Annotated in this window: 12 protein-coding genes; 8 read left to right on the top strand and 4 right to left on the bottom strand. The window is 60.7% G+C overall.

Translation table 11 applies throughout. The features are described 5' to 3' along the window. Nucleotides 1-27 precede the first annotated feature (27 nt). Both CLV87_RS04620 and CLV87_RS04625 read right to left on the bottom strand, forming a co-directional pair. Nucleotides 28-891, bottom strand: coding sequence for a GNAT family N-acetyltransferase (locus CLV87_RS04620; RefSeq protein WP_099243229.1), 864 nt, complete (start codon nucleotides 889-891; stop codon nucleotides 28-30). A gap of 1 nt (nucleotide 892) precedes the next feature. After that, nucleotides 893-1,642, bottom strand: a complete 750-nt coding sequence (locus tag CLV87_RS04625) for a 16S rRNA (uracil(1498)-N(3))-methyltransferase (RefSeq protein ID WP_099244756.1) — start codon at nucleotides 1,640-1,642, stop codon at nucleotides 893-895. A gap of 12 nt (nucleotides 1,643-1,654) precedes the next feature. Here CLV87_RS04625 and ubiA point away from each other — a divergent pair, with 12 nt between their 5' ends. The 5 genes from ubiA to CLV87_RS04650 all read left to right on the top strand — a co-directional run bounded on the left by ubiA (nucleotide 1,655) and on the right by CLV87_RS04650 (nucleotide 6,484). Further along, nucleotides 1,655-2,635, top strand: coding sequence for a 4-hydroxybenzoate octaprenyltransferase (gene ubiA / locus CLV87_RS04630; protein ID WP_099243228.1), 981 nt, complete (start codon nucleotides 1,655-1,657; stop codon nucleotides 2,633-2,635). Between the two features lie 64 nt (nucleotides 2,636-2,699). After that, nucleotides 2,700-4,652: an OmpA family protein gene (locus CLV87_RS04635; RefSeq protein ID WP_099243227.1), complete on the top strand. Its 1,953-nt coding sequence runs from the start codon at nucleotides 2,700-2,702 to the stop codon at nucleotides 4,650-4,652. Then, on the top strand, nucleotides 4,645-4,974 hold the full coding sequence (locus CLV87_RS04640) for a hypothetical protein (RefSeq protein ID WP_099243226.1): 330 nt from the start codon (nucleotides 4,645-4,647) through the stop codon (nucleotides 4,972-4,974). Before CLV87_RS04635 ends, CLV87_RS04640 begins: the two co-directional genes overlap by 8 nt. A gap of 81 nt (nucleotides 4,975-5,055) precedes the next feature. Beyond that, a complete protein-coding gene (locus CLV87_RS04645) occupies nucleotides 5,056-5,928 on the top strand; it encodes a TIGR01459 family HAD-type hydrolase (RefSeq protein WP_099243225.1) in 873 nt (290 codons plus the stop codon). A 112-nt stretch (nucleotides 5,929-6,040) separates the two neighbouring features. Beyond that, nucleotides 6,041-6,484 (top strand): MaoC family dehydratase, encoded by a 444-nt coding sequence (locus CLV87_RS04650; protein ID WP_099244754.1) that lies wholly within the window; start codon nucleotides 6,041-6,043, stop codon nucleotides 6,482-6,484. Between the two features lie 139 nt (nucleotides 6,485-6,623). On the opposite strand, the gene CLV87_RS04655 is transcribed toward CLV87_RS04650, so the two are convergent. Beyond that, complete coding sequence (locus CLV87_RS04655; protein WP_099243224.1) at nucleotides 6,624-7,670, bottom strand: NAD(P)/FAD-dependent oxidoreductase; 1,047 nt, start codon at nucleotides 7,668-7,670, stop codon at nucleotides 6,624-6,626. A gap of 43 nt (nucleotides 7,671-7,713) precedes the next feature. Here CLV87_RS04655 and mnmD point away from each other — a divergent pair, with 43 nt between their 5' ends. Further along, a complete protein-coding gene (gene mnmD, locus CLV87_RS04660; RefSeq protein ID WP_099243223.1) occupies nucleotides 7,714-8,382 on the top strand; it encodes a tRNA (5-methylaminomethyl-2-thiouridine)(34)-methyltransferase MnmD in 669 nt (222 codons plus the stop codon). 24 nt (nucleotides 8,383-8,406) lie between these two features. Further along, nucleotides 8,407-9,273, top strand: coding sequence for a DMT family transporter (locus CLV87_RS04665; RefSeq protein ID WP_099243222.1), 867 nt, complete (start codon nucleotides 8,407-8,409; stop codon nucleotides 9,271-9,273). Here the strand turns inward: CLV87_RS04665 and CLV87_RS04670 are convergent. Then, on the bottom strand, nucleotides 9,238-11,223 hold the full coding sequence (locus tag CLV87_RS04670) for a lytic transglycosylase domain-containing protein (protein ID WP_099243221.1): 1,986 nt from the start codon (nucleotides 11,221-11,223) through the stop codon (nucleotides 9,238-9,240). The genes CLV87_RS04665 and CLV87_RS04670 overlap by 36 nt on opposite strands. Nucleotides 11,224-11,363: 140 nt before the next feature. Here CLV87_RS04670 and dapA point away from each other — a divergent pair, with 140 nt between their 5' ends. Continuing rightward, complete coding sequence (gene dapA, locus CLV87_RS04675; protein WP_099243220.1) at nucleotides 11,364-12,236, top strand: 4-hydroxy-tetrahydrodipicolinate synthase; 873 nt, start codon at nucleotides 11,364-11,366, stop codon at nucleotides 12,234-12,236. Nucleotides 12,237-12,610 lie beyond the last annotated feature (374 nt).

A 12,610-nucleotide genomic window follows, 5' to 3' on the forward strand; every position in this document is an offset into this window, starting at 1 on the left:
TCGGGGAGATAGCCCGCCTTTGGTGGGCTATCGCATTCTGGCCGGGTTTGGCTGCGGGGTGACCGCGGTTGGTTTGGCCAGAATCGCCACCCTGAAATCACCAACCTTTTGAAATCCGATTGCCTCATAGGCCCGCGCTGCCGGGGGGTTATTGGCAAAGAGGATCGCGGTTTTGGCCCCATCATCCCGCGCCTCTTGCAAAAGCGCCGTGGTAACGCGCCGCCCCAGCCCCTTTTGACGCTGATCCTGAGGCACGAACACACCACCCACCTGCACATAATCGGCCACGCTGGCATTGACGGCCGCCATGGCCACGGGTTGTCCCCCGCGCAAGAATAGCCGGATGGATTGGGTGTCCACCGCCATTTGCGCCCGGTCGCGGGCCGGTTGGGCGACGTTATCTTGTGTGTTTTGCTGGGTATCGACCAGATAGCCCGAGAACCAATCAACCAAAAGCTCCAGATCTTGCGGCTGAGGCGCGCGCATGGGCAGCCTGCCCGCTGGCAAATGCGCAAGATCGAGACGGTAGAGCGGCTCGGCATGGTTGAGCTGATAGCGGGCGGTGTTCAGCCCGAGGGCAGTCAACGCTTGTACGACCTGATTGTCCGGGCCGGTCATGCCAAGGGCGCGTTCCTGATCAAGAATTTGGGCAAAGGCGGCAAAGGCCTCGGGCGGGCAATTGGGAGCCTGAACCAGAAGAAAGCCGGAGACCGTTGCGCCAAACACCCCCTGCATCTCGCCCCAGATGTAGAAACGGGTGCCATGGCGGTGGTCGCGCTCATCCGTGCCATGGGCGGCCAGATTGCTGCGCAGGAACATGGAGCTTTCGGCATGGTGAGCCAGGAAGGCGTCGAGGGCTGCAACGTCTTGGGCGGTTGCCAAACGCAACATGTTACCAATCTCCGAAACGGGTTTGCCAAAGGGTCATGGCCGCAATCGCCGCGGTGTCAGCGCGCAAAATACGTGGGCCGAGGCTGAGAATATGGGTATTGGGAAGCGCGCGTAATTTGGCGCGCTCGGCTGGGGCAAACCCGCCTTCGGGGCCGATCAGGATGGCCCAACCGGCATCAGGCGCGGCCCCGTCGCCCGGCCCGCCATGCGCCCCGGTCTCTGTATTATCGGCAGTATTGTCGGCAGTGGCTTCGTCACAAAACAGGATCTGGCGGTCTGAAAGCTGGTCCAGCAAAGCGTCAAAGCGGATCAGCGGAGCCAATTCGGGCACATAAGTGGCGCGACATTGCTCGGCTGCCTCGACGGCATGGGCCTGCAAGCGGTCCTGGCGGATGCGTTCGGAATTTGTGAACTCGGTCTGCATCGGCACAATGCGCCGCGCGCCCATTTCGACCGATTTTTCAACGATAAAATCGGTGCGGGATTTTTTGATCGGGGCAAAGCAAAGCCAAAGGTCCGGTGGCAAGGTTTGGGGAGCGGTTTGCTCTGAACATTCCAAAGTGCCGCCACGCTTGCCCGCCTCGACCACCTCGGCGCGCCATTCGCCATCCGTGCCGTTGAACAGGGCGACGGGCGATCCGCTGCTCAGACGCATGACGCCAAAAAGATAGTGCGCCTGCGCACGCGTCAGCGTGACGGCTTGTCCCGGACCCAAGGGGTGCTCTACATAAAGGCGGATTTTCGGCTTCATGAGGCGCAGCATATGACCGGTTCAGACCAGACACCAGAGGCAGAAGCCCCCGAAGCAGAAGGACAAGTTGCCGACGCTGTCAAAGGCAATTGGGTCGACACGCTGGCCCCGGCCCCGCTGCGCCCCTATCTGCGCCTCAGCCGGGCAGATCGCCCCATCGGGTCTTGGCTGTTGCTGTTGCCTTGCTGGTGGGGGTTGCTGCTGGCGATGATCAGTGACGGGCAAATGCGGCTGTTTGATCTGTGGATTTTTGTCGGCTGCGCCATTGGTGCGGTGTTGATGCGCGGTGCAGGTTGCACCTGGAACGACATCACCGACCGCGATTTTGACGGCAAGGTGGAACGCACCGCCTCGCGCCCGATCCCGTCGGGGCAGGTTAGTGTGAAACAGGCGCTGGCCTGGGCGGCGCTGCAATGCCTGATCTCTTTTGCCATTTTGCTGACCTTTCCGCCCATGGCGATCCTGCTGGGGGTGGTGTCGCTGGTGCCGGTGGCGATCTATCCCTTTGCCAAACGTTTTACCTGGTGGCCTCAGGTGTTTCTGGGTGTGGCCTTTAACTGGGGGGCGTTGCTGGCCTGGACCGCGCATACTGGCAGCCTGAGCCTGCCGGCGGTCATGCTGTACTTGGCCGGCATGGCCTGGACGCTGTTTTACGACACGATTTATGCCCATCAAGACACCGAAGATGACGCGTTGATCGGAGTGAAATCCACCGCGCGCCTGTTTGCCGAGGATACGCCGAAATACCTGGCCTGGTTCCTGGTTATCACTGTGGCCCTGATGGGAATCGCCGTGATTGCTGCCGCGCCAGATGGGGAAATCCTGCAAATGGTCATTCTGTTGGTCGGGCCTTGGGCGATGGGCTGGCATTTGATGTGGCAGCTGCGTCGCCTGAAACTGGACGATAGCGCGAGATTGCTGGAACTGTTTCGCGCAAACCGCGATGCGGGCCTGATCCCTGTGCTATTTTTCGCCGCTGCGCTCTTCGCCTGATTGCGCATAGGGTTAACCTTGCGTATCAACGCCTAAGACTGAAATTACGGGATCAACAGCGTCAATGCGCCTTTCCTCGATCTTTACCTTTGGCGGAACCTTCGCCGCAGCAGGCGCCGTGAGCTTGGTCAGTGCATATTTTTCCGCCGGAGTGATTGAAACAGCGTCGAAAGCTGACGTTCTGCGCGAGCTGGATCTGGCGGGGCTGAGTTGGGCCGAGGTGGACACCAACGGCTTGCAGGTCTTTCTGATCGGCACCGCCCCGGATGAGGCCGCGCGCTTTCAGGCCCTGTCCACTGCTGGTGGCGTTGTGGACGCGGCCCGTGTGATCGACCAGATGCTGGTGGAAGAACCCGATGACCTGGCTCCACCGGATTTCTCAATCGAAATTCTGCGCAATGATGCCGGGGTTTCCGCAATCGGCCTGATCCCGTCATCGACCAACCGCGAAGAACTGATCGAAGGCTTTGCCGCTTTGGCCGGCGATGGCGAAGTGTCAGACCTGCTGGGTGTCGCAGAGTTCAAAACGCCAGACGGCTGGGATGCCTCACTGGAATTTGCCCTATCGGCCCTGCGCGATCTGCCACGCTCGCAAATCTCGGTCGGGCCGGATCGGGTTGCGATCAAGGCTATGGCGGAAAGCGATGAACATCGCCGCCGGATCGAAAGCGGTCTGGCACGACGCGTGCCGGATTCGATTGCCCTGACCCTGGAATTGTCGGCCCCGCGCCCGGTGATCTCGCCCTTTACCCTGCGCTTTGTCATCGATGAGGATGGCGCGCATTTTGACGCCTGTTCAGCCGATACCGAAGAGGCCAGCAAGCGCATTCTGAAAGCCGCCGCCGAGGCAGGTCTGGATGGCAAATCATCCTGCACATTGGGCCTTGGCGTTCCGTCGCGTCGCTGGGCCGACGCGGTGGTGCTGGCGATTTCGAAACTGGCAGAGCTCAAGGGCAGCTCGGTCACCTTTACCAATGCCGATATCTCTCTGGTTGCCCCCGAAGGCACCAGCCAGGCGCTGTTTGACCGCGTGGTTGGCGAGTTGGAAAGCACCCTGCCCGGCGTCTTTGCCCTGCACGCAGTTCTGCCCAAAGCACCGGAACAATCCGCCGAAGGCCCGCCCGATTTCACAGCAACACTCAGCCCCGAGGGCAAGGTACAGTTGCGCGGCCGCGTGGCCTCGGAAGTTGCGCGTCAGACCATGGACAGTTATGCCCGCGCGCGCTTTGGCTCCGAAGATGTCTATACCGCCGCCCGCGTGGCCGAAGGTCTGCCAAGCGATTGGCAGGTGCGCACGCTGGCCGGGCTCGAAGTGCTGTCGAGCCTTGTGAATGGGGCCGTGACAGTGACGCCTGACAATGTGGCCGTGTCGGGCAAGACTGGCAATCCCAATGCCAGCGCCGATATCGCCCAGCTTTTGGCCGCCAAACTGGGCGACGCGGCTGAGTTTGAGATCAACGTTGAATATGTCAAACAGCTTGACCCGCTGCTCGGCCTGCCAACGCCAGAGGAATGTGAGGCCCAGATCGTCGAGATCATCGGCAGCCGCAAGATTTCCTTTGAACCGGGCTCGGCCACGCTGGATGCATCAGCCAAGGACATCATGGATGAGCTGGCGGACCTGTTGAAGAAATGTGGTGACATCCCGCTTGAGATCGGTGGCCACACGGACAGCCAGGGCCGTGAATCGATGAACCAGAAGCTGAGCCAGGACCGCGCGCAATCGGTTCTCGAAGCGCTGCGCGGGCGTTTGGTTCCGGTCAAATCCTACACGGTCACCGGCTATGGCGAAGCCAATCCGATTGCCGATAACGACACTGAAGAAGGCCGCGAGGCCAACCGTCGCATTACCTTTACCCTGCTAAAGGCCGAAGAAGAGCCGGTCGCAGAGGAGGACGTTGCTGAGGGTGCCGAGGCCCCTGCCGCAGCGGATGGTGCAGAAGCGGATGCTGCGCCTTCGGACGACAAAGAAGAAGAAGCCGAGGCAAAGCCGGCAGAGGGGACAAACGATGGATAGAACACAATTCATCATAGTGACGGCCGTCATTCTTTTTGTGGCCTTTTGTCTGGGCTGGTTTGCCCATTGGCTGTTGCACCGTTTTACCCGCGTCAGTCAGGCCGATATGGATCAGCTCGAACGCATGAGCCAGGAACTGCATGAGGCCGAAGAAACCCGCGATCAGGCGATCACCTATCTGCAACAGCGCGAGGCCGAGTTGACCAACCAGTTGGCCCAGACCGAAGCCGAGCTGTCCGCCGCCATGGACGGGCTGCGCGAAGCCCGCCAAGAGGCCGAAGAAATGCGCGCCTATGTGGAACGGGTGCAGCAAAACGGCTAATGGAGCCGCCGCGCCCCTTTTCAGCCGGGGCGCGATATGGGATGACCGGGGCAACTGTCCCCAACGCGCGTGATCCCCGACATGACCCAGATTATTTCCGCCCTCTCTGAAATCTCATCGCGCTATGACGCGCTTTTTGTCGATCTGTGGGGCTGTGTCCATAACGGGATCACCGCCTTTCCCGAGGCGGTGACCGCGCTGCAGACCTATCGCCGATCCGGCGGCATCGTCATTCTGGTGACCAACGCGCCGCGCTCGCGCCATGAGGTGGCCAAGCAGCTGGTCAAGTTCAACGTCCCTCAGGACGCCTATGATGATATTGCCACCTCGGGTGACAGCGCCCGCGCGGCGATGTTCCAGGGGGCGGTTGGCTCCAAGGTCTGGTTCCTGGGGCAGCCGCATGACCTGCCGTTTTTTGATCCGCTCGCCCTGATCGAGAACCCGGTCGAGATCCAACAAGTGCCGCTGGATGAGGCCGAAGGCATCGTCTGCTGCGGTCCTGAAGATCCGCATGCTGATCCTGCGGTGATGCGCCCGCAATTCCTGTTGGCGAAACAGCACGGGCTGAAACTGCTCTGCGCCAATCCCGACATTGTTGTCGACCGCGGTGAGAAGCGCGAATATTGCGCCGGGGCTCTGGCCCAGCTTTATACCGAGATGGGCGGAGAGAGCCTCTATTTCGGAAAACCGCACCCGCCGATCTACGATCTGGCGCGCCGTCGCCTCGCAGCGATCAAGCCGGGGATCCTGGACGCCAATATTCTGGCCATTGGCGATGGCCCGCATACGGACATCCAAGGGGCAATGGGCGAAGACATCGATTCCCTCTTTATCACGGGCGGATTGGCGCGCTCGGAAACAAAAACCGGGCTCGATCCGGAGCCCGAAGCGCTAAGCAGTTATATTTCAAAGGAAAGCATCGCGCCGCAATTTAGCATCGGGATGCTGCGCTAACAGAATTCCCCCTTGATTTTTCTGCAGTTGCAAAGTAATTAAATTGCCAAGCAGAGCACAGAAACGCTCATTTGTTACGTTAACAGATGAGCGGATCATCAAGGAGGATGAGATGTTGGACAACCTGCCCCGCGGCACGATCTGCATCGAAGACATTGAAATGGGTATGACCCGATACCTGCGCAAACAGGTGACGGATCAGGATATCGAAATGTTTGCGGAGGTTTCGACCGACCGCAATCCGGTGCATCTGGACGATGATTATGCGCAGGATACCATCTTTGAGGGGCGCATTGCCCATGGGATGCTGACCGCCGGGCTGATCTCGGCCGTGATCGGCGAACAGCTGCCCGGCCATGGTACGGTCTATATGGGTCAGACGCTGAAATTCCTTGCCCCTGTGCGCCCTGGCGACATGGTCTATGCCGAGGTCAAGGTGATCGATATCGACCACGCCAAGCGCCGTGTGACCCTGGAATGTCATTGCGCCGTTGACGGGAAAAAGGTGCTGATCGGCGAGGCCAAAGTGCTCGCCCCGTCGCGCAAATTCGACTGAGGCATGGTGGGGCGAAACCCCACCCTACATCACCAGATCAACCGGTGCGTTTCGCGTGTCGGTTTTTTCATGCGCCTCTGCGGGATGGTGGGCGGGGCGAGGCTCGTTTACGAGCCAGCGTCCGCCCCATCCCGGCACGTTACTTTCCAAAACAAGCGGCAAAGCCAAACCCATCCGGGATCTCATCACGCCCTTCCAGCACAAGATCCGCCATCACCTGCCCCACTTTCGGGGCCATGCCAAAGCCGATCTTAAAGCCACCATTGGCCACGAAATGCCCCTTCCGATCCGGCCAGGCCCCCAGCAAAGGTGCGCGTGATCGCGCCCGTGGCCGCACCCCGGCCCAGCGCCCGATCTCTTCGGCCCCACGCAGATCAGGCATCGCGGCGCAGGCCCGTTCCAACAGCGTGTCACATTGCGCATCGACCGAGGCCGGATCATCAAACTCCCGCTCCGAAGTCGATCCAATCGCCACCGTACCATCCGCGTGTGGGATGATATGCAACCCATCCACAAAGACCTGCGGAGCGTCGCGCGCGTCATAGCGCAGGGCGACAGACTGGCCTTTCACCCCGTCGCCCACCTTGCGCCCCATCGCGGCGTTCAACTCCAGCAGACCTTGCCAGCCGGTGGCCCAAACCACTTGCCCTTCATCCGCCGCGTCCTGGACAATCTCAACACCGCGCGCCCGAAGCGCTGCGACCAACGCCCCTCCGGCACGGCGTGGGGACATGCGTGCGGTCAGTGTATCGCGGATCAACCAGCCGCTGGGGCTGGCGGGCGCAAAACTACCCGCTTCTTCGACCCGGATCACCTCCCAAACGGCCCGGCCCTGCCACAACCCCTTGGCCCCGTCTCCGCGGGCGCGGGCCAAGTCCAAACCCGCCTCATTCGCCACAGGTTGCAAACGCCCGGTGCGCCCATAGCCCGAGGACACGCCGCCCACCTCTTCGACCTCGGCCCAGAACGTTTCGGCCATCAGCAGGCTTTCGAGCTGAAAGGCTTTCTTAGGGTTCCAATTCTCTGGCACATGCGGGGCCAGGGCCCCGACCAAACCGCCAGACGCCCCCGCGCCCGGGCCAAACGGATCAACCACCCGCACTCGCGCCCCGCGCAAAGAACAAGCCCAGGCAATGGACAGCCCAAAGATCCCGGCTCCGCGCACTGTTACATCGACGCTTGTCATTGCTGCCCCTCGCTGTATGTCATGTGGCCACCTTTTAAGGACAATGCCCGTGACAGACCAGAACCCGCTCGATTGGCGTGGCGAAACGCCGGTTTCCACCCGCTTTGACGACCCGTATTTCTCGCTCGAAAATGGTTTGGCCGAGACGCGGCATGTGTTTTTGCAAGGCAATGACCTGCCCGCGCGTTTTACCGATGGCTTCCATATCGCGGAACTCGGCTTTGGCACCGGGTTGAACCTGCTGGCGGCGCTGCAAATGTGGCGCGACGCCAAAACCCCCGGTCAATTGCAGTTCACCACCTTTGAAGCCTTTCCCATCTCGCCCCAGGAAATGATCCGCGCCCAGGCCGCCTTTGCCGAGGTGTCGGACATCGCCGCTGATCTGCGCGTTTATTGGGGACAGACCCGATTTGAAACGCCTGAGCTGCGCTTTGAGATGATCCAGGGGGATGCGCGCGAAACGCTGCCCCTTTGGCAAGGTCTGGCAGATGCTTGGTTCCTTGACGGGTTTTCACCCGCCAAGAACCCCGAGCTTTGGTCACCTGAGTTGATGGCCGAGGTCGCCGCCCATCTTGCACCGGGCGGCACAGCGGCGACTTATACGGCAGCGGGTCATGTGCGACGTGGACTTGTCGCTGCCGGGCTCGACGTGACCCGCATTCCCGGCTACGGACGAAAAAGACATATGACACGGGCGCATAAGCCCGATTAGCACACATTCATTTACCGGGGTCTCATGACACAACAGAACAGCGCGCTCGGCATCTGGCTGATGATCCTGACCATGTTCATCTTTGCCGTGCAGGATGGGATCTCTCGCCATTTGGCCAGCGAATACAATGCCTGGATGGTGGTGATGATCCGCTTTTGGTTCTTTGGCGCTTTTGCGGCTGTGCTGATGTCGCGCCAGCCCGGAGGGTTGAAAGCGGCGCTGCGCCCCAACCGCCCCTGGCTTCAGGCTTTTCGCGGCGCACTTTTGGCGCTGGAAATCGTCGTGACGGTGTTGAGCTTTGTCTATCTAGGTCTGGTCGAGAGCCATGCAATCTTTGTCTGCTATCCGCTTTTGATCGTGGCCTTTTCCGGTCCGGTGCTGGGGGAAAGCGTTGGCTGGCGGCGTTGGAGTGCGGTTGCCATTGGCTTTGTCGGTGTGCTGATCATTCTGCGCCCCTCGGGCGGAGTGTTTTCGCCTTACGCGATCATTCCGCTGGTCGGGGCGCTGATGTTTGCGCTTTACGGGCTGTTGACCCGGCTTGCGGCACGCACCGACAGCGCCATGACCGCCTTTTTCTGGACCGGCCTTATGGGGGCCATTACGTCGACAGCCACGGGGATCTGGTTTTGGGAGTCGATGGCGGGGTCGGATTGGCTCTGGATGTTGTTCCTAAGCTGTACCGGCATCGCCGGGCATTTCCTGTTGATCAAATGTTATGATCTGGCCGAGGCCAGCGCCCTGCAACCCTTTGCCTATTTCCAGCTGCCCTTTGCCAGTGCGGTTGGTGTTTTGACCTTTGGCGAAACCATCCGCAGCAATGTGGTGATCGGCGCGGTGATTATCGTCGGGGCCGGGCTATTCACCCTCTGGCGAGAGCGCCGGAAGGGTTGAGCCGATCAGCTCACGCGAGAATGGCACCGGATGCGGGTTTTGCCCCAGGCGAGCGCGGTAGACCGGCAGGCTTTCGGTAACGCGCATGACGTAATTGCGGGTTTCGTCAAAGGGGATGAATTCGATGAAATCGACCACATCGACCTCGCCTTTGCGCGGGTCACCAAACAGTTTCATCCAACGATCTGGCCGCGATGGCCCGGCATTGTACCCGGCCGCCATCATCACCGCATTGGCATCAAAGCGTCGCGCCAAGGTCGCGAGGTAGGTCGAGCCGAGCGTGGCATTATAGCCCGGATCGCTCAGCAGCTTATCCTTGCTGTATTCGATCCCCAACTGCGCCGAGACCTCTTTGGCGGTGCCGGGCATCAGCTGCATATAGCCCCGCGCCCCAGCGCCGGAGATCACGCGCGGGTCAAACTCGGATTCCCGGCGCGAGATCGCCAAAACCAGCTCTTTGGGCACAGGGAAGGAGGTTTTGATAATTTGTTCCGGCAAAGCATAGTAGGGCGCGGCCAGTTCATGGCCAAATTGCGCGGCGCGTTTGCCCAGCATGACCTGAATATGCGGGCGACGCATGTCTGACAGCATCTTGCCAATCTGACCCATACCTGTGCGGTCCTGCGTCTCTGCCAGATGGGTCAGGAACCGTTCCGCGAGGCTGGTTTCGCCCGCTGCCAACAACAAAACCCCGGCGCTAAACACCGAGCTTTTGGTGAAGTCCGCCTGGCGCCAATCGCCAAAATCCTCTTTGCCCGCCAAAGCTGCGTCAAAGGCAAAACCACCGCGTTCCGCCGCGAGTAGCCCGTAAAAAGAGGTTTGGTATTTGGCCCCTAGCCCGTAGGCCTCCTTGGCCGCTGAGCTATCCCCCATCGCCTCAAAGGTACGGCCCAGCCAATAGCCCGCGCGGCCCAGCGAAATCGGGGTCCAAACGGCGCGCTGGAAATTGCTGAAATGTTGCAAGGCAAGGTCGGTGCGATCAAGATAGCGCAGGGCCAGATAACCCGACAGCCATTCCAGATCAGCATAATCGCGCCCCTCAACCAGATAATGGGACGAGGCGATGTTATAAGCCTCGGTCACCGCCCCTGCGCGCATGCGTTGCCGCGCCAGATCACGCCGCGCCCGCGCCCAGGCCCAAGGCTCGCCCAGGGCTTCGGCAGAGGTCGAGCGTTCCAACAGCAAAGCCACCGCATCCGCCGTGCGGCGTTTGCTGACCCGCCAATTGAAACGCTCATAGGCCAGGCCGGGATGATCCTGCAGCGATGCCGGGATCTTTTCGATCAGCGCATCCACCCCGCCGGATTTGTTGCGCAGCGCCAGCCGCGCCTCGGCCAAAGCCTGCCAGCCCTCATCCACCAATGGCACCATGGCCCCGGCATTGCGGCTCCACCCCTGCCACAGCGCGTGGTCCAGACGTGCCACGTGATGGGGGCGCAGAATCTCTTTCCAGTTTTCCAACATGGCGCGGCGTTCATCACCCGAGAGCGACAAAGTACGCCAGGCCAGCACGATCTCGGCCTGCGCTGCGCCCTCATCCCCTTGCGCCAAAAGCGCTCGCGCATAGGCCAGCGCCCCAGCCCCGGTTTGCGGCTGATGGTCGGCAAAGAACGCGCGAATATCACCATGCGACGCCTCAGACATCGCCAGCTCGGACTTTTCCTTGAGATAGGCCAGACCGGGCCAATCGGGATTTCGCGTCAGAAAATCCTGCACCTCGACCGCATCGCCACGCCCAGCGCGCAACGCATGCCAGAGAATCACATCCAGCGCCGCCTGCCCGTCAGCGCGGGCTTCGATTCGGGCCGAGGCCCAGTTGCCGTCGCGCATGGCCTGCATCGCCCGTGCCAATCCCTGCCCCGCATCCTGTGCCCACACCGCACCGGCCCCCACAAATGTGGTGAGCAAAAGAAACAGTGTCAGGAAACCTGAGACAAGAACACGCGACATCGGCTTGCATTTTCCGGCATGAAAAGGAATAGACGCTCTGAGAGAAAGATAACCCCGTGCCACAGCCCTTCAACTGACAAAACTGTGGGGCGGCGGATTTTCTCCTGAACCCGAAGTTTGAACAAAAATAGGAGCGTGAGATGTTCAAGGGATCAATGCCAGCCCTGGTCACGCCGTTGAAAGACGGCGCTGTGGATTTCGACACGCTCAAACGGCTTGTCGATTGGCAAATCGATCAAGGCAGCCACGGATTGGTGCCGGTCGGCACCACCGGCGAAAGCCCCACCCTCACCCATGAGGAACATGAGGCGGTAATCGAAACCGTCGTGGCACAGGCCGCAGGCCGCGTGCCGGTGATCGCCGGGGCCGGGTCGAATAACACAGCCGAAACCATCCGCTTTGTGCAGCATGCCGCCAAGGTGGGTGCTGATGCGGCGCTGATCGTGACGCCTTATTACAACAAGCCGACCCAGGCCGGGTTGATCGCGCATTTCACCGCGGCCCATGACAGCGCCGAACTGCCGATCGTCATCTATAATATCCCGGGCCGGTCCGTCATCGACATGACCCCGGACACCATGGGCGAACTGGCCAAGCTGCCACGTATCGTCGGCGTCAAGGATGCCACCGGCGACCTGGCCCGCGTGTGCCAGCAGCGCATCACCTGCGGCACCGATTTCGTCCAACTCTCGGGCGAAGACGCCACCGCACATGGGTTTAACGCCCAGGGGGGCACCGGCATGATCTCGGTCACCGCCAATGTCGCCCCGGCGCTTTGCGCACAGATGCAAGAGGCCTGCCTTGCTGGTGATTATGCCAAAGCGCTGGAGTTGCAGGACAAACTGATGCCACTGCATCAGGCGATCTTTGCTGAGCCTGGCCTGTGCGGCGCGAAATACGCCATGTCCAAGCTGGACCTTTGCGCCAACGAGGTGCGCCTGCCACTGCTGCCGGTCACCGACACCACCGCCGCGCGCATTGACGCCGCCTTGGCCCATGCCGGGCTGCTCTGAGCAAAGTAGGTAAGACAAACACAAGGGCGGGGCCAACACCCCGCCCTTTTTGCTTCTTTGGGCTAGGGCCTGCGGACGCTCAGCATAGATCATCAGTTTCAGTCCAAAATTGCTCAGTTCTAGGCATTTGAGCGCAGCACTAGTGGGCTAATGCGAGCGAAAATAACGATGAAATGAGCAATTTTGGCGAAACAGCGGAGTTGCGCGGCCCGTTTGGCCTCTGCCTTCGTTGATTTCCCCTACCGATCAACCAGGTCGCTGCGGGAAAATCGCCTTGTCAGCGGTAAAATGGGTCTCGCGCTGATGATCTATGCTGATTGTCCACAGGCCCTAAAATATCCTCGGGGGAGTTTGAGGGGGCAGACAGCCCCCTC

This window comes from Pelagimonas phthalicica (assembly GCF_004364805.1).
In the GTDB taxonomy this organism is placed as follows: domain Bacteria; phylum Pseudomonadota; class Alphaproteobacteria; order Rhodobacterales; family Rhodobacteraceae; genus Pelagimonas; species Pelagimonas phthalicica.

Excerpts from the sequence above, each read along its gene's own strand:
- CLV87_RS04625 (WP_099244756.1), bottom strand. The coding sequence starts at position 1,642 with ATGAAGCCGAAAATCCGCCTTTATGTAGAGCACCCCTTGGGTCCGGGA.
- CLV87_RS04620 (WP_099243229.1), bottom strand. The coding sequence starts at position 891 with ATGTTGCGTTTGGCAACCGCCCAAGACGTTGCAGCCCTCGACGCCTTC.
- CLV87_RS04670 (WP_099243221.1), bottom strand. The coding sequence starts at position 11,223 with ATGTCGCGTGTTCTTGTCTCAGGTTTCCTGACACTGTTTCTTTTGCTC.
- ubiA (WP_099243228.1), top strand. The coding sequence starts at position 1,655 with ATGACCGGTTCAGACCAGACACCAGAGGCAGAAGCCCCCGAAGCAGAA.
- CLV87_RS04665 (WP_099243222.1), top strand. The coding sequence starts at position 8,407 with ATGACACAACAGAACAGCGCGCTCGGCATCTGGCTGATGATCCTGACC.
- CLV87_RS04655 (WP_099243224.1), bottom strand. The coding sequence starts at position 7,670 with ATGACAAGCGTCGATGTAACAGTGCGCGGAGCCGGGATCTTTGGGCTG.
- CLV87_RS04640 (WP_099243226.1), top strand. The coding sequence starts at position 4,645 with ATGGATAGAACACAATTCATCATAGTGACGGCCGTCATTCTTTTTGTG.
- dapA (WP_099243220.1), top strand. The coding sequence starts at position 11,364 with ATGTTCAAGGGATCAATGCCAGCCCTGGTCACGCCGTTGAAAGACGGC.
- CLV87_RS04650 (WP_099244754.1), top strand. The coding sequence starts at position 6,041 with ATGTTGGACAACCTGCCCCGCGGCACGATCTGCATCGAAGACATTGAA.
- CLV87_RS04635 (WP_099243227.1), top strand. The coding sequence starts at position 2,700 with ATGCGCCTTTCCTCGATCTTTACCTTTGGCGGAACCTTCGCCGCAGCA.
- mnmD (WP_099243223.1), top strand. The coding sequence starts at position 7,714 with ATGCCCGTGACAGACCAGAACCCGCTCGATTGGCGTGGCGAAACGCCG.
- CLV87_RS04645 (WP_099243225.1), top strand. The coding sequence starts at position 5,056 with ATGACCCAGATTATTTCCGCCCTCTCTGAAATCTCATCGCGCTATGAC.